We start from the raw sequence: 19,108 nt of genomic DNA on the forward strand, positions 1-19,108 counted from the left end.
GTTACATTTATTGCCAACCTAATGTGCGGAGATAGAGCTCACGAATCCATGCACCAACTTTCTCCCACGTAATCTGGTCGACTTCTCGTTTGCCCTCTTCTGATAAATAATCGAAGAGACTCTCGTTATGGCAAATAGAATATATGGCATCTGACAGTGCATTAATATCCCAATAATCTACCTTTATACAATTATCGAGAATTTCCGCACATCCACTCTGCTTTGATATAATCGTCGGTGTTCCACACTGCATAGCCTCTAAGGGAGAGATTCCAAAGGGTTCACTGACTGATGGCATAACATAAACATCCGAAGCCTTTAAGCATTCATAGACTTGTTTGCCACGCATAAAGCCAGGGAAATGAAAACGATCCGCGATACCACGTTCAGCTGCTAAAGTTATCATTTGTTCCATCATATCTCCCGAGCCAGCCATACAGAAACGGACATTGCGCGTGCGATGGAGAACCATATTAGCAGCTTCAACAAAATATTCTGGTCCTTTCTGCATCGTTATTCGACCGAGGAAAGTAACAACCTTCTCTTTACCTTTATGGTCAGGGCGTGGTATATCAGCAATCTCTTTATCTAATGGATAAACAGCATTGTGTACCGTAAATACCTTTCGGGGATTTTGATGATACTGATTAATGACAGTCTGGCGTGTCAATTCAGATACACACATGATACAATCGGCATTATCCATACCATCTTTCTCTATACCATAAACTATCGGATTCACTTTACCACGCGAGCGGTCGAAATCGGTTGCATGTACGTGAATACACAAGGGCTTACCACTAACACGTTTCGCATGTATACCAGCAGGATAAGTCAACCAATCATGTGCATGAATAATATCGAAATCGTATGTACGTGCAACAACACCTGCTATAATCGAATAATTATTAATCTCCTCGTGCAAATTTGAAGGATAACCACCAGCAAAGTCCATTGCACCAAGCTCGTTAACATGCATATAATTGAAGTCGGCATAGATATGCTCACGCAACTTGAAATAAAGTTCTGGGGACATTACATTGCCTAAGCGATTCTTCACATAATCATAACTGAGCTCACGATAAGCAATAGGCACGTGATTCATTGCTACAATATCAGCATAATTATGGTCTTCATCACCGAAAGGATGAGGCAAACAAAGGATTGTCTCAATATCACCTTGTGCATGGAGTCCCTCAGAAATACCGAAGTTCGCAGTTGCAAGACCACCATATACGTGGGGAGGATACTCCCATCCAAACATTAAAACTTTCATACTTGTTCTGCCTTTTTAATATTTATATTTCTCTAGCAACTCTAATGTACGCAGGACTTCGGCCACATTCATAGCAAAAGAGATTGCCCCACGACCACTGAATGGAGGATTGCCATCAAATAGCTCTGGTAATGTGCTAAGACAATGATTAAACATTTCATCCTCATAGCCAACCAACTGACGTTCCACAAAACTTAATCGGGTTTGCTTATAGAGTTTTAAACAAGCCTCCAAATAGAAGCCTTCCAACCAAGGCCAAGCTGTTCCCTGATGATATGCCTGATCACGTTGTGCTTGTGGTCCAGTATACATTGGATTATAACCCCCGCTCTTTGGAGAAAGCGAACGGAGTCCCTTTGGAGTTAACAATTCACGTGTACAAATATCTAATACACCTCGTTTTTGTTTCTGATCAAGTGGAGAATAATCAAGAGCTACGGCGAAAACCATATTAGGGCGAACACTCCAATCAATCATCTTACCATCTACAAAATCGTAAAGGTAACCATACTCATTTAAGAAAGTATCAATGAAAGAGACTTTACACTTATCTGCTAATACTTCCAGCTTATCGGCATATTCTTCATTCCCAGACTCTCGCTCCATTGTTGCAACAAAGCGTAACGCATTATACCAAAGGGCATTGAACTCAACAATATATCCAGAACGAGGAACAACAGGCTGACCATTATTCATAGAGTTCATCCATGTAATAGCCTCACCCTTAGCGTCTGCATAGAGTAAGCCGTTCTCATCAAGAACAAGATTAGGATGTTTGTCTGTGGCAAGATAATCTATAATGTCATGCAAGAAAGTTCCATAAAGTTCTTTACAACGGACTTTACTAGCCTTCTTTGCATATTGTTGTATTGCCCAAACACACCAAAGAGGGACATCCGGTTTATCCATCTCATAGATGTCTACACTAACAGGTTTGTCATTCATAAACTCGCGTAAACCTTTCTCTGCAGTTTGCATAACCAGCTCGAAATAATCTTGTTCTTCTATACTTAAAGTTAGTCCTGGTAATGCTATGAACTGATCACGAGCACGGCACTTAAACCAAGGATAACCTGCAAGGATATAGCGTTCATCATTCTTTGTACGATTATGGAATTGATGAGCTGCATTAACAAGACAATGGAAGAAATTGTCTCGCGGACTTCTTGACTCAACTTCTCTATCAAATAAATCTTGTAAAGTTGACGTGTCACATTCTGCTGTTGACGCCGCAAAAACGATACTTTCCCCTTTGCTAATGTTCATCTCAAAGTAGCCTGGAACATATAAATCTTCATTAGAATCATAGCCTCGTTCCTGCTCTTTTGGATATTCTAAACCACGATACCAATAAGGTTCGAAATGGAACTCATTATGCTTCGAGAATTGCATAAAAAGCATTGGATAACCAGTGTACATACAAGTGCTAATACCATTGTCTACTGGTTGATAAGAACGATTTACAGCCGAGTTCTCATGTGTAAACTGTCGAACACTACGAAAAGCAAGGAATGGACGGAATTGTAAAGTGGTTTGGGAATGAGCTTCTAATAATGTATAACGAATTAAGATGCGATCTTCATAGTGCTGGAAAACAACTTCTTTCTTTAATAATACACCGCCCACTCGATAAATAGTGGTAGGCACTATGTCACAGTCGAACTCACGGATATACTTATGTCCTTGTGGACTAAAGCTCCCACCTTGATACTTATGTAATCCTAAGTTAAACGCTGCACCATGCTGAATAACCGTTGGATCAAGCGAACTCAGTAATACATGGTTCTCATCATCCAGCTCTGGAACTGGCACAACAAGTAAGCCATGATACTTACGTGTATTACAGTCAACGATTGTCGAACAAGAATAAGCTCCAGATCGATTGGTGCGTAATAACTCTCTAGGAAGCGAATCTTGCAGGTTACTCATTAGCCCCTTTTCTAATTTTAAGTAGCTCATGTCTTTTAAGGTTTTATGTATATTGTTTGGTTTCTTCTAATTAAATAGTAGTCTTCAACGACTACTCTATACGGAGTTCAAAGATACACTTTTTTTTTGAAATGGCACTAGATAGAGCTTATTATTTTCCACATGAGGGTGTAAAAGTAAGATTCTGCATCGTAAAAAGAATTTCAAGGATTCCAGACCTAATCCACCTATTATTTATAATAGGTCAGGTATTAAAAAATTGAGAACCTCTTTCTTTACGCTTAATTTACATACTCCTACAGGCGTACCATTAAGTAATCTTCCATCAACACTAACTGGTGTATGTTCGTCAACTTGCAATTCTAGTTCCTTTGTGCGATAAGCTCGTACACCCTTATGGTTTAGTATTCTACCTCGTAACAAAAGATATAATCCTTCTATTGTCTGTAGGGTTTTAGGTTGAGAAACAACAGAGACATCTAACAAACCATTATACGGAACTGCACTAGGAGTCTGTCCATAACCTAAAGCGTTACCGATGCAAACCGTCATTAATCGGCGTTTAATATCTTCTGTATCAATATGAAGGTGCATTAAGAAATCAACTCTCTGGAAGAGTAAAAGAAGACTAGAAAAGATGAATGATAATGTGCGAGAAACAAAAAGATGGCGTGTACGACGACGAAGCCCCATGATAGTTGCGACCAAGCCAGCATTCACACAATTCAAAAAATAACGATAACAACTTTCTTCTTTTCTATTGCGATAACGTATACAACCAAGGTCTACCTTTCTGACTCTCCGCTTACTAAGCCATTCAATGGTCTGCTCAAGTTTATATTCATCAAATCCCCAAAAATGAGCAAAATCATTAATTACACCATTCGGGATTACTCCTAATGAAATACTCTCACGAATTGCTGGCTCCAAAGACATTAAGCAATTAACCGCATCATTCAGCGCAGAATCACCGCCAAAGATGATAATTGTTTTATACCCATTATTAATCATCATCATTGTAAGGCGTTCAACACTACGAGGGTGTTCACTCTGCACCATATCATATTGTATATGGTGAGCCTCTAAACAACGTTCAGCTTGCTCCCACTTCTTTACAGGATTACTTAGCAATCCATTCTTAGGGCAATAGATAATACCCCATCTATTCTCGTCTACCATAATCTTAATATTTTCTCCACTTTATCTTTCATCGGTTGCATTGCATCAATCCAATGTATTGTAAATCCACGTCGCTCCATGCCGCGAAACCATGTCATTTGTCGTTTAGCAAATTGATGAATTGCTATTTCTAATTGTCTAAACATCTCTTCATAAGTCAATTTACCTATTATATATTCCGTTACAAACTTGTATTCGAGACCATAATAAATAAGATCATCAGCTGGTATACCACGTTTTAATAAACCATCAACTTCATCAATCATACCAGCCTTTAAACGTTCTTTTAAACGCTTCGTTATCTTTCTCCGTCGTTCTTCACGATCTATATCCACTCCTATTATTAATGAATCAATCGGCGGACACAGGCGTTCTTCTGTCGGCTTTGTGAGGTTATAGGTTTCTATCTCTATCGCACGAATAGCACGCTGGCATGAATCAACATCCGTCTTATTGTGCATAACAGAATGATTTCTTCTCTTCAGATCTACCAATATGTTTGTAAGTTCTTCGAGATTCTTACCCTCTAATTCAGTACGTAAGGCTGGATTCTGAGGTACGGGCGAGAGGCTATAACCTTTCAATACGGCTTCTATATAGAGACCTGTACCACCACAGAGAATAGGCAATGCTCCTCTACTTCGTATATCCTCATAACAATCAAGGAAATCTTGTTGATAGCGGAAAAGATTATACTTCGTACCAGGCTCACAAATATCTATCAAATGATAAGGTACAACATGACCATCAACCATGTAATCAGCCAAGTCCTTACCCGTACCAATATCCATGCCGCGATACACCTGGCGACTATCAGCACTGATAATTTCAGCGTTGAGACGAGCTGCTAAATGCGTTACAAGATTTGTCTTGCCCGAAGCCGTAGGACCTAATATTGTTATCATACGCCTTGCCGGACTATCTTTCGAAACCATTAATTCACTTGCTTGTTCATGATTCATGTCACAAAGATAACAAAAAAATCCCTGCCAGCAAGCTGACAGGGACTATTATTTTATCCGTCAATCACTCTCTACGCAAGAGAGGATTGCAGATGACCTTCCGGTTGGTATTACTTCAACTCTGCGAAGTACTTGATTGTACGAACCATCTGAGAAGTATAAGAGTTCTCATTGTCGTACCAAGAAACAACCTGTACCTGATAGCAATCATCGCTGATCTTGCTTACCATAGTCTGAGTTGCATCGAACAAAGAACCGAAACGCATACCGATGATATCAGAAGATACGATCTGATCCTCGTTGTAACCGAAGCTCTCTGTTGCAGCAGCCTTCATTGCAGCGTTGATACCTTCAACAGTTACGTCCTTACCCTTAACAACAGCAACAAGGATAGTTGTTGAACCTGTTGGAGTAGGAACACGCTGTGCAGAACCAATTAACTTACCATTCAACTCTGGAATAACAAGACCGATAGCCTTAGCTGCACCAGTTGAGTTAGGAACGATGTTGCAAGCACCTGCACGTGAACGACGGAGGTCGCCCTTACGCTGTGGACCATCAAGAATCATCTGATCACCAGTGTAAGCGTGGATTGTTGACATGATACCTGACTGGATTGGAGCGTATGCGTTCAAAGCAGCTGCCATTGGAGCCAAGCAGTTTGTTGTACAAGAAGCTGCAGAAATAACAGTATCAGCTGCAGTCAAAGTCTTGTGGTTTGTATTGAAAACGATTGTAGGAAGATCGTTACCTGCAGGAGCAGAGATAACTACCTTCTTAGCACCAGCCTTCAAGTGAGCAGAAGCCTTCTCCTTTGATGTATAGAAACCTGTACACTCGAGTACAACGTCTACCTTATTAGCAGCCCATGGGCAGTTTGCAGCGTCCTTCTCAGCAGAAATCTTAATCTCCTTACCGTCAACGATAATTGAGTCCTCAGTAGCCTCTACAGTGTGCTTACCCTCGCCGAACTTGCCAGCGAAACCACCCTGAGCGGTATCATACTTCAACAGATGAGCAAGCATCTTAGGACTTGTCAAGTCGTTGATTGCAACAACCTCATAACCTTCAGCCTCAAACATCTGACGGAATGCGAGACGACCAATACGGCCAAAGCCGTTAATAGCTACATTTACCATTTTTACTTTAATTTATTTATAAAAGTTTATAAAACCAATTGTCTTTTTACCTCCTAATTAAACATTCTTCTATGTTACGATTGCAAAGATACAATATTTTTTTTATTTTTGCAGTCGCTTTGCGTTTAAATATTATAAAAAATGGCTCGTTTCAATTGCACAAGAGAATCAACGATAACGCAATAAACCGTGTTTGTAATATCTATATAGCAAAGCGCATAAAAAGAACATATAATCAATGAAAGAACAAATTAATAACATTTAGAATCATGGGTAAATTCATTCAAGAGTTTAAAGATTTTGCAGTTAAGGGTAACGCAGTTGATATGGCTGTTGGTGTAATCATTGGTGGTGCATTCGGTAAGATAGTTTCATCCATTGTTGATGACATTATTATGCCTCCTATTGGCTGGTTGATTGGTGGTGTAAAGTTCACAGATCTTAAGTACACCCTCCCTGCGGTTCAACTTCCAGGAATAGAGAAGATGGAAGCTGCCACCATTAACTATGGTAACTTCTTACAAACGACATTGGATTTCATTATCATTGCTTTCTGTGTCTTCCTTTTAGTAAAGGGTATCAACAAACTTTCAAAAAAGAAGGCAGAAGAACCTACAGCACCAGCTCCTGATCCAGAGCCAACAGCTGAAGAAAAACTCCTTTCAGAGATACGTGATTTACTAAAGAACAAGTAATAACTCACAACAAAAAAGAAGTCCGAGGCTATAATAGTCTCGGACTTTTTATCTTTACAGATTTATTTAACTTTATCTTCCATAACAGGAAAGCACTTTCTTATTCCCAAGAGAGCCTTTCCTTCTTTTGAAGTAAGCCTTCGCTAAAACATTAATAATGCTTCCTTTAAATATTGATTATAACTCACTGAAAACCAGCTATAATATAATTTTATCATCCAAAAGCAATTATACGTATCTAACATGAGGATTTACTCCCACTCAATAGTCGAAGGTGGTTTTGAGGAGATATCGTAACATACACGATTAACCCCCTTCACCTTGCGAATAATCTCATTAGAGACATCTGCCATAAAGTCGTATGGAAGATGTGCCCAGTCAGCTGTCATTGCATCCATAGAGGTAACAGCACGCAGAGCAACTGGATGCTCATAGGTGCGCTCATCGCCCATCACTCCTACCGAACGGATTGTTGAAAGCAATACGGTGCCTGCCTGCCAAACATGATCATAAAGACTCGAACCATCTGGCAATGTATAATCGTGCATCTTCTCGATATAGATATCATCTGCATCTTGAAGAATACGAACTTTCTCACGAGTAATATCACCTAAAATACGAACAGCTAATCCAGGACCAGGGAACGGATGACGCTTAATGAGACGTTCTGGCATTCCCATCTCATGCCCTACACGACGCACTTCATCTTTAAACAACCAACGAAGTGGTTCGCAGAGCTGCAAGTGCATCTCTTTTGGCAATCCGCCAACATTATGGTGGCTCTTAATAACCATACCCGTTATGCTCAAGCTCTCTATGCGATCAGGATAGATTGTTCCTTGTGCAAGCCACTTGGCATCAGTAATCTTCTTCGCTTCCGCATTGAATACCTCAACAAAGTCACGACCTATTATCTTGCGTTTCTCTTCTGGGTCACTTACTCCCTCAAGATCTTTAAAGAACTTTTCGGAAGCATCAACACCAATAACATTCAATCCAAGTCCCTTATAAGCATCCATCACCTTTTGGAACTCATTCTTACGCAACATACCATGATCAACGAAGATACAAGTAAGATTCTTGCCAATAGCTTTATTCAATAAGGTAGCACAAACAGATGAATCTACACCACCAGAAAGTCCAAGGATAACACGATCATTACCAACTTGCTCTCGAATCTCTTGCACTGCGCTCTCTACGAATGATGCTGCACTCCACTCCTGTTTACTACCGCAGATATCTACAACAAAGTTCTTCAGGAGCTGCTTTCCTTGTAATGAGTGATAAACTTCAGGATGGAACTGAACAGCCCATACAGGTTGAGTCTTTGAAGCAAAGGCTGCATACTTAACATCACCTGTAGAAGCGATGATTTCATAATCTGAAGGAATAGCCGTAATGGTGTCACCATGACTCATCCATACTTGAGAGCCCTTTTCAAAATCTGCGAAGAGGCGGTTATCAAGATTGATTGTCTCTAGATTCGCACGACCATACTCACGTGTACCTGTCTGTTCCACCTTACCTCCATTAGAATAAGAGATGAATTGTGCGCCATAGCAGATACCCAATACAGGCACCTTCCCAATGAATTGGCTAAGATCAACCTTAAAGGCTTCTGCATCATGTACCGAATAAGGCGAACCAGAAAGGATTACACCTATCACGGACGGATCATCTTTTGGGAACTTGTTGTAAGGTAGGATTTCGCAGAAGGTATCCAACTCGCGTACACGTCGACCTATCAACTGTGTTGTCTGCGAACCGAAATCCAAAATGATTATCTTCTGTTGCATGTTAGTGATGATATGTTTTAAAAAGTATCATTGCTCCACTTTGGGGCTTTGATAACCTAAATTTACAATAAAGTCTTCTGCTGCTTGCAGTGTATCGAGCTTACCTACATCAAGAAGTTGCAGATCGCTCTTCAATTCTCCATAGATATTCAACTTGTCACAATTACTAAGATAGAAGTCCATTATGGGGAACTTATCCTCATCAACAGCCTCAACCGCTTGTATAGCAGTGGGAGCTAAGACATGAATACCCGAGAAAGCATAGAGATAATGACCATTCTGATGATAAGAAGTAGTATCATCGGTTGGCTGTACAAAATGTAATTGTCGCACATCCTCATACGGCGATTTCACTTCTCCTGTAGCAACATTCGTCCAACCAACAAGGCGCATAGCTGAATTAAAGACAAGATAACGCTGCGTAATACGACGGCTTACCAACAGAAGTGCATCCGTTTTACTATCTACGGCATGCTGATAGAAAGCCTTCAAATCAACATTACTCAGAATGTCTACATTATGAATGAGGACAGGCAAGCTATCATCAAAAAGCGAAGCAGCTCGCTTGATACCACCACCGGTATCAAGGAGCCGCTTTGTTTCGTCAGACACAAGAATATCCACCCCATAATCGTGCATATTCAGATAGTCAATAATCTGATTAGCGAAGTGATGGACATTAACAACCATACGCTTGCAGCCTGCGTCTATCAATCTATTTATTACATGTTCAAGCAGCGGCGCACCCCCTACCCTTACTAACGCCTTTGGCATTGTGTCAGTAAGTGGTTTCAAACGAGTGCCGAGTCCGGCTGCAAAAATCATTGATTGCATTAGCTTTTTACCTTTATGCCTGCAAAATTACGGCTTTTATTTCAGCCGACAAAGGGAACACAAGCCTAATCTTCTCCCGTTGCTCTTATTGCTTCTTGTCTATTCTATAATAATAAAGGTGGGAGGATTTAGGGTGAAGTCTTCTTACTTTGCCGCCAATACCTGCTCAATACCCTGTTCTCTATGCGTTATCCGCACCTCAATTCCATATTTCTTATTGATATGTTCGGCAAGATGTTGCGCACTATAAACGGAACGATGCTGCCCACCTGTACAGCCAAAACTGAACATTAGATCCGTAAAACCACGTTGCATATAACGTTCTACATGATGATCAGCCAACTGATAAACGGGTTTCAAGAACTCAAGTATCTCACCATCATCCTCTAAGAAACGAATAACGGGTTCATCCAAACCAGTGATCTTCTTATAGGGTTCATATCTACCCGGATTATGCGTGCTCCGACAATCGAACACATAACCGCCCCCATTACCAGTTGTATCCTCGGGAATACCCTTCTTAAACGAGAAACTAAACACGCGAACTACCAACGGACCTTTCCCATCATATTTAGAGAATGTAGCAGGACCATCCAACGGATTCGCCTTATAGACATCCTTTTCTGCCGTTTTAAATCCATCGGTTCTATTAGCCGCCGGCTTCTCAATGTGCGCAAATTGTGGTAATTGTGTAAGTCGTTTCAGCATATCAAGCATATAAGGATAAGGGAAAACCTCTTCGCCTAAAGCCAATATGTCACGCAGATTCTGTATTGCTGGAGGAATAGAATCAATAAAATGCTTCTTACGCTCGAAGTAACCACGGAATCCATAAGCTCCAAGCACCTGCAACGTTCGGAACAATACGAAGAGAGAAAGGCGATTGACAAAGTGACGTTTTGAGGGTACTTCGGTATAATTCTTCAAACTTTGATAGTATTCAAACACAAGTTCACGACGCAACTTGAAGGAATACTTCGCACTTGCTTGCCACAAGAATGAAGCTAAATCGTAATAAAATGGTCCTTTACGCCCACCTTGGAAGTCTATAAAATAAGGATTACCATCAGTATCTAACATGACATTCCGAGCCTGAAAGTCACGATAAAGGAACGAATCCATCTTCTCAAATGTTAGATCCTTAGCAAACATTCGGAAGTTCGCCTCAAGTTTCAACTCATGGAAATCAAGTTCTGTCGCTTTGAGAAAGCAGTATTTAAAGTAATTCAAATCGAAAAGAACGCTCTCTTGATCAAACTCCGCTTGCGGATAACACTGACTGAAATCTAATCCGCGAGCACCACGAAGCTGTATATTAGGCAACTCCCGAATAGTCCTTCGAAGCAACTCCTGTTCTGCAAGATTATATCGTCCACCCGCTTCACGACCACCTCGTATAGCACCAAAGAGAGAGATTGAACCCAAATCAGACTGGAGATAGCAGGTTTCATCAGTCGCAACTGCCAATACATGTGGCACGGGCAACTGGCGTTTCTCAAAATGTTTCGCCAGATAAACGAAAGCATGGTTCTCGTCACGACTCGTACCAATCACACCGATAACGGTCGTCCCCTCTTCATCCATCAATCGATAGTACTCACGATTACTACCAGCACCAGTAAGTTTCTCAACATTCGCTGGTTCTGCACCTCTCCACGTCTTGTATAGTTCTAATAATTCTTTCATGCCCTTCAATTCGTTAGCGGAAACTATTCTTCCAGCTTCTTTCTTATCTCCTCCGCCTGCTTCTCCCCTTTCTTTTTATTGTCATATTGCCGCAAGAGACCATCAATTAATAACAAAATAACAAGTATGCCGCTCGTTATCCACAATGACTTTGTTATATAATACAAGCCTCCGATCACAATAAAGAGCACTATAAATTCTTTCCAATTGACTAACCTTTTCATGCCACAAAGTTAATCAAAAGATTAGAGATAGTACTGGAATATCTGAAGTTTTTAGTCTTTTTCGCCTCCCCTTTCCCTATCGCCCTCTCGAAAATTCCTATTTATTCACAATCAATCCCATTACATTTTACGTTGAATAAAGGATGAAATAAGAAGGAATAATACCCGTTTTATATCATAATTATATCCCGTTAAACGCAAAATATTATTTACATTTATTTTTTTAATTATAGCATAAAATAGAATCAAAAATAGCTTCTTTTAGGAATGTATATAGGTTTTAGGCAAAAGATATATACCTTTTTGAAAAAAAGTACTATCGTTTTTAATGAAAAGTACTATCGTTTTGGATAAAAAGTACTATCATTTTAGGTGAAAAATACTATCATTTTGAGCGAAAAGTACCATTATTAGGGGCAGAAAGTATATACTTTATCGCACTAAAGTTGCGTGATTAATCGCAACTATCTATTAATCAAGATATTACAAATCAGAACAAAATAGCCGTAAAACTTGCTCATTTGGACACGAACCTAAGCTCGGATGAAAATAACGCAAATATAAGTATCGAAATTAGCAATATTCTATTACAAAAACTAAACGGAAATTAGGATTATCCAATAGATAAAAACAAATGCCCTCGCCTATCCTTTTGATAATTTCTTAAGGACGGGCGAGGGTATTTCGCTCTACGAAATTTGTGTATTAGTATAACTGAACTTCATCTCCGATACGGAGTCCACGCTCAGCAATCGCTTTGTTTTTCTTAATAAGACTCTTCAAACGGATGCCATACTTCTGTGCAATATCATACATGCTCTCTGATTTCCGCACATAATAAGGGCGATTTTTGAAATTCTTAGGAGCCTTTTTACGTTTTTTCTTTAACCAAATAAACTCACCAGGAATTAGTCTATCCTTCTTATTACGCTCATTATATCTAGCGAGCTTATGCGCACTAATGTCTAACTCCTTACTTAATGACTTAAAGGTATCTCCCTGTCTTACAATGATATAATAGTTTTCATTATATTTATGTATCGGGTGTGGTCCCGCTATAGGAGTGTAAGCAGGAAGTCCATTATCGGGAGTGAGGACTGGTGGCTCTTCTCCGCTGTGCTTAACCATGAATCGATCGTAATGCTTTGCCTTATCGAACTCATAAAGCTTATAAAGTTCAATAATGTTAATGAGCTGTTGCGCATAAGAAGGGTTCGTCGCGTAACCAGCACGCTTCAAACCATACGCCCAACTACGATAATCTGTCCGATCTAAATCGAACAAACTACGATAACGAGGGCGCTCGCGAAGAAATTTGCAATGGTCTTCATAGCTTTCCAAAGCATTCTTATAGGCACGGAAACATTCTCCGCGTGCATCATCATCATGATAAATTGTGCGACCAGTCCAACCGTGACACTTAATTCCAAAGTGATTATTGCCCTGAATGACAAGGTCGCTACGCCCAGCACTGCTCTCTAACAAGCCTTGGGCAAGTGTGATACTGGCAGGAATGCCATACTTCAACATCCCCTCAATAGCCACATCTTTGTATTGATTAATATAGTTTTGATAGACTTGATTCCACTTAATAGGGGCACCTACCATCGTGGATAAAAAGCTAAAAAGGGTGATTAAAAGAAGGATATATCGTTTCATAAAAAGTTCTTTTGGATTATATGAATGCAAAAATACACGAATTTTGATACAATCCAAAATGAATTATCTTAAATTCTCTCAAACATTACAAAACTAATCATTAACTTTGCGTTCTATGAAAGTTATTATTACATTAGGATCAAACCAGAATCAAGAAGAGAATATTAGTAAAGCTCAAAAACGACTAAGGGAGATCTTCGGAAATATCCTATTCTCTGAACCAAAATGGACTGATGCTATCGGAATTGTTTCTGATAAATTCTTAAATTGTATCGGTACTTTTGAGACATTTTATCCCCAAAATGTAATAGAACATTATCTCAAACAAATTGAAACAGAATTTGGAGATTCGCATGAGAACCATAAAAAAGGGCTGGTGTTCATAGACCTTGACTTAATTAAATACGGCAATAAAACTATAAGGGAGGTTATTTGGTTATGAGATTTATGGACAAAATCATAATAACTTGTGGCATGCTTTGTATGTCCGTCCTATCCTTATCGGCACAAAAAAGTAAAGATTCAGAGGATTTAGGTAAGGCTTTAGATTATTTCACTTCACAAAAATATCATGAAGCATTGCTCATTTTTCAGAGATTAGATAAGGATTATCAGCTAAATCCTCGGTTTAAAGCATATATTGGATTGTGCTATTTTAATGAATGGGATTATGAAATGACCGCAAAATACTTAGATGATGCCATTCCAAGACTTGATGCCTTTGCTCCTCATGAACGTTCGGTGTATTATTATACAGCAGGAGAAAGCCATTTTAATATGAAACAATATGAAAAGGCAATACCATATTATGAGAAAACTATCACGCTTTGTTATGAAAGAGAGAAACCGGACGCATATTATCGTATAGCGATGTGCCACATGTTCTTACAACAATGGAAATTGGCTTATGACAATTATATGAAAGCGGAAGAAGCATATAATCCTTATAAAGAAGAAGAAATCGTAAAAGTAAGGATTGCTCAAACAAAAAGAATGGCAAAAGCATGTTGGAACAATTATGTACAGAGTTTACCTAAGGATTCCCTGACAAACAATAACAATTAGGTAAAACTTTTGTAATTCTATCTACATTTACCGTCAATATATCGACAACAAATAGAAACGTGATACTTATTAAGAATCAAGTATTTACAATATATAAATGTTTGATTAAAGCATAAAAAATGCACCGAAAAAAAACACCAAAACAATTCTTACTTTTTCTATAATTTCTTCGTCTATTAATTTTTTTTTCGTACTTTTGTTGCGTCCAGCATTTAAACGTATCAATAAAGAAATAAGAACCTACTCTAAGCAACCTACAAACAAACTTGCACATAATAGGAATTATAAAGTATTACAATTCAATTATTCACAGGGTTATTGGGGTTTAACTTAGTTAGGACTAATAGATATTGATATAATCTGGTACTTATGATTAAAAACACAACAAGGGCTGGCAACGAAGACTATGATCTACGGTGTCAGCCCTTAAATTACTTTGAAGAGATGCATCTAGTTATTCTATTGCACTCTTTATAGTTTCTACAATATAGTTTACATCATCATCTGTCACTAATGAACCACTAGGCAAACACATTCCTATCTTGAAAAGACTCTCACTCACTCCAGTTATATAAGCTGGACAGTTTTGATAACAAGGTTGCTTATGCATTGGCTTCCACAAAGGACGACTCTCTATATTTGCCTTATCAAGATAAACGCGCATAGCCTCAATATTTGCATTCGGCTCACAATCGGTATGTGCATCTGCAACAGCGTGAATGACACCAGCAGCACCACCTACAGCACCTTTGACTGTCGATTGATAAGCATTCTCCTGACCTTTCACCTTCACAGAAGGATCAATGGTCATTGTATTCAACCAATAATTAGAATCGAACATAGGAGAAGGATTGGCATGGAAGGTTATACCGTCAATCTTGCTAAAGGCTTCTTCATATAAATGGGCTATATGACGATGGTAGGCTATGTGCTCATCAAGTACTGTCATCTGACCACGACCAATACCAGCACAGACATTGCTCAAACGATAGTTATAACCAATCTTCTCATGCTGATAATAAGGATATCCTTCACGAGCTTGCGTAGCATAGAACATTACGTCTGTGCGAGCTGCTTCATTTGGACAAATAAGAGCACCGCCACCAGATGTGGTAATCATCTTGTTACCATTGAATGACAACACGCCATACTCGCCAAACGTTCCACAAACTTGTCCGTTATAGCGTGAGCCTAAGCCTTCGGCTGCATCTTCAACGACAGGAATATTATACTTATCAGCAACAGCAAGTATCTCTTTTATCTTAGCAGGCATTCCATAAAGGTAAACAACAATGATTGCCTTTGGCTTTTTACCAGTCTTTGAGATTCTATCTTTAATAGCTTCTTCCAATAATAATGGATCCATATTCCATGTTTCCTTCTCTGAATCAACAAAAACAGGAGTTGCACCCAGATAAGTAACAGGATGTGAACTTGCACAGAAAGTAAATGATTGGCAAATAACCTCATCGCCAGCCTTAACACCTAATGCTATCAAAGAAAGATGAACAGCTGCAGTTCCAGAACACAATGCAACAACACGCTTATCTTCTAAGTTTGGCAATGAATCTTTCCATAAGTTATCGGGATTATCTTCATGTGGAAGAATTGATTGTGGATAGCCTTCATCTCTAAAAGATGCTTCTTTCTCTTTAGAATTAACTACAGAGGTAACAAATCTCTTCAGATCATCTTCAAAACCATTGACATTTGGTCCCAATGGCACCACCCAATTGGTGTCAAACGCCTCTTGGATGTATTTCATCTCGTTACCACTCATGTGAGCGAGACAAAGTAAAACACGGTTTCTTTCCATTTTACTAACTATATTTTTTCACCTGCATAGTCCATCTTCTTACCAAGAACTGTACAGACAATCATTTGAATATCTTTTATAAATGAATAGTGCTTTAGATAATAGAGGTTTAACTTAACCTTGTCTGGAAAGATAACCTCGTCATTATATTGAGCAGGATTCTCAACAGAAGCTAAGAGTTCTTCCTCATTTCTATATTTCAAACTGGCTGGTCCTGTTATTCCTGGCTTTAACTTCAGAATATCTCTTTCTTCTCCTTGCAATTGATCAGCATAACCAGGGACATCTGGGCGTGGACCAACAAAGCTCATGTCACCCTTGAGAACATTCCAGAGTTCAGGCAACTCATCTAACTTATAACACCTGAGTTTCTCACCAAGTGGTGTAATACGGCACTGTTCGGTTGAAGCAATAGAAGTCGCTTCTGAATCCCGACTTGCCACAGAAGCCTCTGCCTTAACAGTCATCGATCTGAACTTATATACAGTAAACAGTTTACCATACTGCCCTACTCGCTTCTGACAAAACAAAATAGAACCAGGCATCTTCACCTTGATTAGAATTGCTACAACCAACAATACAGGACTAAGGAATAGCAATCCAAACAAAGATGCAAGTTTATCAAACAACCATTTTTGAATCATATTTTAAACCACTTAGTAGTATGAACCACTCCACCCATATCAAACTTATATTTTTCTGTACCTTGTGAAAGATCTAATTCTCTGATAGATGTTTGATTATAAAGGAATTTAATAGTCTCATTAACAAGCATAAGTCCTGGACTATAAAATAAGAAATCACCATTAATGGATAAACGAGGAATAATTAAAGTAGTCCTTTCTTGATTTTTGAAACCAGACATGAAAACTGCTAAATTCCCATCAATAAACAATAAAGAACTAAAACCATTATCTAATTTTTTTAAGCTAACAGTAGAAAAATTCAGATTCTTTAGATACCATTGTTTAAGAAAACTTGTTTGAACTTTATATTGCTTTGAATGTCTATCAACATACAAATTAATCATCTTATCATATAAACGTCCTTTCTCGGAAGAGTGCAGCTCTTTTGTTATGTAATCACATTCTTGTACAGCCTGAATTCCATCCTGGTTTAAATATGATGAAGAAGTGATATTATCAATATTATAAATAAATTTTATTTCAAAGGTATGAGAATCTTTATATAACCTATTATATGCAGTTCTTAGATTCTGTCTAACAGATTTACTCAACCCAGAGAAATAGTCCTTGTAATCATTGTGCAAAAAGATATGTACATTAGATTTCTCACTGACAAAGGAATAGTCAGGTAATTGGCAACACTCTTGAAACAACTTTGAATTTTCTAAGACCATTGGACATAATATTGAACTATTCAAATAACCCCTTAATACGTCTACATAACGTTTAATATTTATATTATCAGCATATATGAAATCACAATATTCACATCCATTTACATCACCGAACAGTGAATACCCACCTTTTTGTTTGTTCAACATTGCTATCATCATAAGCTCTCCATTCTCATAAATCGTATAGATAACAGGAAAATAATGTCTAGACAAAATATAAGGATAATAATTTTTCCAAAGCTGAAATACAAAATCATAATATTGAAAAGGAGATAAATGTTTATTTTTCTTTTGTAAATCAATCCATTCTTTTCTTAAAGATGGTAGCCACAAATGCTTTCTAATTTTTATACTCATAAAAACAACTTAAGGATTTATTTTTCTATTTTTTACCAATTTTACAAAATAATAGAGGAATTCTCCTAAAATAGCTTTCTTATCTTCCCTTCTATAATCATCAAAAGCATCAAAGTTCCAACTCATAATCTGCTTAAAATCTTTGATTGTCAGCGAGCAACGAAGAATCTTACCCACAAGAGTAATAATATCACCAAGAATCCACTTGGTTTTTGTTCCCATACGTGGTTGAATCTTATGCTCATATTTCCCAGAAGTGAAAAGAGAATATACAATATAAGGTATATCGAAACCGCCAGCCATTGGAGTTGCTAAACCACCAGTAAATCGAGCATTAACCTCAATAAACACAGCCTCTTTCGTTTTTTCATTAACCTTAAAATCTATACCACAAACTCCTTTATAGTCGACTTTATCTAATATTTGCTTAGAATATCTTTCTAATTCTGGCATTTCTACCAAAATTCTTTGTGTTGTTGTACCTCCACCATCTGTCTTTGTTACTAAAGATCTATAGGTACATGCTTGGAAGAAACCATCATACCTAACACAGTCTACACTATAATCTATACCCGCAAAGAACTCTTCTATTAAGATATCTTTTGTATCATATTGGAGTAAGATATTTTTTGCTTCCTCATAATTTTTAGGAAAGAAGACTCCCTTTGCAGAGTTTCCAAATTTTGTTTTAATTACTATTGGGTATGTAGCTTTTTTTATATCATCTATAAAACGAGGTACAGGTACACCAACAGAATCTGATAAAACAGTTGCTTGATACTTATCGGACAACAGAACTTGTTTCTCATAAGATTCCATTGTATATATAACATCCGTAGGAAACTCGTCTATGTGTTTCGCAATAATTAAGGCTTCATCATGCGTAGGCATAAGGGCTTTGGGAGAGAATTCTTTGATAGCTTTCTTCAAGTCCTCTATAAATCCTTGCTCATCTTTTTTGAAATCTCTATAGACAAATTTGCCAACACTAAATTTTGAGATACTGCAAATATTATATGACGATGTATCTCCTACTACAACCTTTAATCCTTTTTCGTAAAGGCTACGAATAATATTATATCCAACTCGGTTCCAACAATATGTTACAATAACATCACACTTCATCGTCAA

The 19,108-nt window shown here is 38.2% G+C and carries 17 protein-coding genes; 3 read left to right on the forward strand and 14 right to left on the reverse strand.

Annotation, left to right across the window (positions count from 1 at the left end):
• Nucleotides 1-7: 7 nt before the first annotated feature.
• The 5 genes from J5A55_RS04595 to gap all read right to left on the reverse strand — a co-directional run bounded on the left by J5A55_RS04595 (nt 8) and on the right by gap (nt 6,485).
• Nucleotides 8-1,276: a glycosyltransferase family 4 protein gene (locus J5A55_RS04595; RefSeq protein WP_004383342.1), complete on the reverse strand. Its 1,269-nt coding sequence runs from the start codon at nt 1,274-1,276 to the stop codon at nt 8-10.
• A 15-nt stretch (nt 1,277-1,291) separates the two neighbouring features.
• Nucleotides 1,292-3,235, reverse strand: coding sequence for a glycogen debranching enzyme N-terminal domain-containing protein (locus J5A55_RS04600; protein WP_004383343.1), 1,944 nt, complete (start codon nt 3,233-3,235; stop codon nt 1,292-1,294).
• A gap of 204 nt (nt 3,236-3,439) precedes the next feature.
• Nucleotides 3,440-4,384, reverse strand: coding sequence for a diacylglycerol/lipid kinase family protein (locus tag J5A55_RS04605; protein ID WP_004383344.1), 945 nt, complete (start codon nt 4,382-4,384; stop codon nt 3,440-3,442).
• A complete protein-coding gene (gene miaA / locus J5A55_RS04610) occupies nt 4,378-5,346 on the reverse strand; it encodes a tRNA (adenosine(37)-N6)-dimethylallyltransferase MiaA (RefSeq protein WP_004383345.1) in 969 nt (322 codons plus the stop codon). Before miaA ends, J5A55_RS04605 begins: the two co-directional genes overlap by 7 nt.
• Before the next feature lie 110 nt (nt 5,347-5,456).
• Nucleotides 5,457-6,485 carry a type I glyceraldehyde-3-phosphate dehydrogenase gene (gene gap / locus J5A55_RS04615; protein ID WP_004383346.1) on the reverse strand — a complete coding sequence of 343 codons (1,029 nt, stop codon included), beginning with the start codon at nt 6,483-6,485 and terminating at the stop codon, nt 5,457-5,459.
• A 269-nt stretch (nt 6,486-6,754) separates the two neighbouring features.
• Here gap and mscL point away from each other — a divergent pair, with 269 nt between their 5' ends.
• A complete protein-coding gene (gene mscL, locus J5A55_RS04620) occupies nt 6,755-7,180 on the forward strand; it encodes a large-conductance mechanosensitive channel protein MscL (protein ID WP_004383347.1) in 426 nt (141 codons plus the stop codon).
• A 251-nt stretch (nt 7,181-7,431) separates the two neighbouring features.
• On the opposite strand, the gene guaA is transcribed toward mscL, so the two are convergent.
• From guaA to J5A55_RS04645, 5 genes are all read right to left on the reverse strand, one after another.
• A complete protein-coding gene (gene guaA / locus J5A55_RS04625; protein WP_004383348.1) occupies nt 7,432-8,976 on the reverse strand; it encodes a glutamine-hydrolyzing GMP synthase in 1,545 nt (514 codons plus the stop codon).
• Nucleotides 8,977-9,003: 27 nt separating this feature from the next.
• Nucleotides 9,004-9,810, reverse strand: coding sequence for a sugar phosphate nucleotidyltransferase (locus J5A55_RS04630; RefSeq protein ID WP_004383349.1), 807 nt, complete (start codon nt 9,808-9,810; stop codon nt 9,004-9,006).
• Between the two features lie 144 nt (nt 9,811-9,954).
• Nucleotides 9,955-11,496: a RapZ C-terminal domain-containing protein gene (locus J5A55_RS04635; protein ID WP_004383350.1), complete on the reverse strand. Its 1,542-nt coding sequence runs from the start codon at nt 11,494-11,496 to the stop codon at nt 9,955-9,957.
• A gap of 23 nt (nt 11,497-11,519) precedes the next feature.
• A complete protein-coding gene (locus J5A55_RS04640; RefSeq protein WP_004383351.1) occupies nt 11,520-11,720 on the reverse strand; it encodes a hypothetical protein in 201 nt (66 codons plus the stop codon).
• Between the two features lie 705 nt (nt 11,721-12,425).
• Nucleotides 12,426-13,379 carry a glucosaminidase domain-containing protein gene (locus tag J5A55_RS04645; protein ID WP_039851343.1) on the reverse strand — a complete coding sequence of 318 codons (954 nt, stop codon included), beginning with the start codon at nt 13,377-13,379 and terminating at the stop codon, nt 12,426-12,428.
• Nucleotides 13,380-13,494: 115 nt separating this feature from the next.
• On the opposite strand from J5A55_RS04645, the gene J5A55_RS04650 reads away from it, so the two are divergent.
• Nucleotides 13,495-13,821 (forward strand): 2-amino-4-hydroxy-6-hydroxymethyldihydropteridine diphosphokinase, encoded by a 327-nt coding sequence (locus J5A55_RS04650; protein ID WP_004383353.1) that lies wholly within the window; start codon nt 13,495-13,497, stop codon nt 13,819-13,821.
• Between the two features lie 5 nt (nt 13,822-13,826).
• The gene (locus J5A55_RS04655; protein ID WP_234396075.1) at nt 13,827-14,444 is read left to right on the forward strand and encodes a tetratricopeptide repeat protein; all 618 of its coding nucleotides are present in this window, start codon (nt 13,827-13,829) and stop codon (nt 14,442-14,444) included.
• A 454-nt stretch (nt 14,445-14,898) separates the two neighbouring features.
• Here J5A55_RS04655 and J5A55_RS04660 read toward each other — a convergent pair whose 3' ends face one another.
• The 4 genes from J5A55_RS04660 to J5A55_RS04675 are packed head-to-tail and all read right to left on the reverse strand — an operon-like array spanning nt 14,899 to nt 19,102.
• The gene (locus J5A55_RS04660) at nt 14,899-16,260 is read right to left on the reverse strand and encodes an aminotransferase class I/II-fold pyridoxal phosphate-dependent enzyme (protein ID WP_039851344.1); all 1,362 of its coding nucleotides are present in this window, start codon (nt 16,258-16,260) and stop codon (nt 14,899-14,901) included.
• 8 nt (nt 16,261-16,268) lie between these two features.
• Nucleotides 16,269-16,904, reverse strand: coding sequence for a sugar transferase (locus J5A55_RS04665; protein WP_004383357.1), 636 nt, complete (start codon nt 16,902-16,904; stop codon nt 16,269-16,271).
• Complete coding sequence (locus tag J5A55_RS04670) at nt 16,901-17,977, reverse strand: GNAT family N-acetyltransferase (protein WP_004383358.1); 1,077 nt, start codon at nt 17,975-17,977, stop codon at nt 16,901-16,903. Before J5A55_RS04670 ends, J5A55_RS04665 begins: the two co-directional genes overlap by 4 nt.
• 9 nt (nt 17,978-17,986) lie before the next feature.
• Nucleotides 17,987-19,102: an ATP-grasp domain-containing protein gene (locus J5A55_RS04675; RefSeq protein ID WP_211802912.1), complete on the reverse strand. Its 1,116-nt coding sequence runs from the start codon at nt 19,100-19,102 to the stop codon at nt 17,987-17,989.
• Nucleotides 19,103-19,108 lie beyond the last annotated feature (6 nt).

The sequence above is a fragment of the Prevotella veroralis genome, assembly GCF_018127765.1.
GTDB lineage: Bacteria > Bacteroidota > Bacteroidia > Bacteroidales > Bacteroidaceae > Prevotella > Prevotella veroralis.

Excerpts from the sequence above, each read along its gene's own strand:
- J5A55_RS04595 (WP_004383342.1), bottom strand. The coding sequence starts at position 1,276 with ATGAAAGTTTTAATGTTTGGATGGGAGTATCCTCCCCACGTATATGGT.
- J5A55_RS04600 (WP_004383343.1), bottom strand. The coding sequence starts at position 3,235 with ATGAGCTACTTAAAATTAGAAAAGGGGCTAATGAGTAACCTGCAAGAT.
- J5A55_RS04605 (WP_004383344.1), bottom strand. The coding sequence starts at position 4,384 with ATGGTAGACGAGAATAGATGGGGTATTATCTATTGCCCTAAGAATGGA.
- miaA (WP_004383345.1), bottom strand. The coding sequence starts at position 5,346 with ATGAATCATGAACAAGCAAGTGAATTAATGGTTTCGAAAGATAGTCCG.
- gap (WP_004383346.1), bottom strand. The coding sequence starts at position 6,485 with ATGGTAAATGTAGCTATTAACGGCTTTGGCCGTATTGGTCGTCTCGCA.
- mscL (WP_004383347.1), top strand. The coding sequence starts at position 6,755 with ATGGGTAAATTCATTCAAGAGTTTAAAGATTTTGCAGTTAAGGGTAAC.
- guaA (WP_004383348.1), bottom strand. The coding sequence starts at position 8,976 with ATGCAACAGAAGATAATCATTTTGGATTTCGGTTCGCAGACAACACAG.
- J5A55_RS04630 (WP_004383349.1), bottom strand. The coding sequence starts at position 9,810 with ATGCAATCAATGATTTTTGCAGCCGGACTCGGCACTCGTTTGAAACCA.
- J5A55_RS04635 (WP_004383350.1), bottom strand. The coding sequence starts at position 11,496 with ATGAAAGAATTATTAGAACTATACAAGACGTGGAGAGGTGCAGAACCA.
- J5A55_RS04640 (WP_004383351.1), bottom strand. The coding sequence starts at position 11,720 with ATGAAAAGGTTAGTCAATTGGAAAGAATTTATAGTGCTCTTTATTGTG.
- J5A55_RS04645 (WP_039851343.1), bottom strand. The coding sequence starts at position 13,379 with ATGAAACGATATATCCTTCTTTTAATCACCCTTTTTAGCTTTTTATCC.
- J5A55_RS04650 (WP_004383353.1), top strand. The coding sequence starts at position 13,495 with ATGAAAGTTATTATTACATTAGGATCAAACCAGAATCAAGAAGAGAAT.
- J5A55_RS04655 (WP_234396075.1), top strand. The coding sequence starts at position 13,827 with ATGGACAAAATCATAATAACTTGTGGCATGCTTTGTATGTCCGTCCTA.
- J5A55_RS04660 (WP_039851344.1), bottom strand. The coding sequence starts at position 16,260 with ATGGAAAGAAACCGTGTTTTACTTTGTCTCGCTCACATGAGTGGTAAC.
- J5A55_RS04665 (WP_004383357.1), bottom strand. The coding sequence starts at position 16,904 with ATGATTCAAAAATGGTTGTTTGATAAACTTGCATCTTTGTTTGGATTG.
- J5A55_RS04670 (WP_004383358.1), bottom strand. The coding sequence starts at position 17,977 with ATGAGTATAAAAATTAGAAAGCATTTGTGGCTACCATCTTTAAGAAAA.
- J5A55_RS04675 (WP_211802912.1), bottom strand. The coding sequence starts at position 19,102 with ATGAAGTGTGATGTTATTGTAACATATTGTTGGAACCGAGTTGGATAT.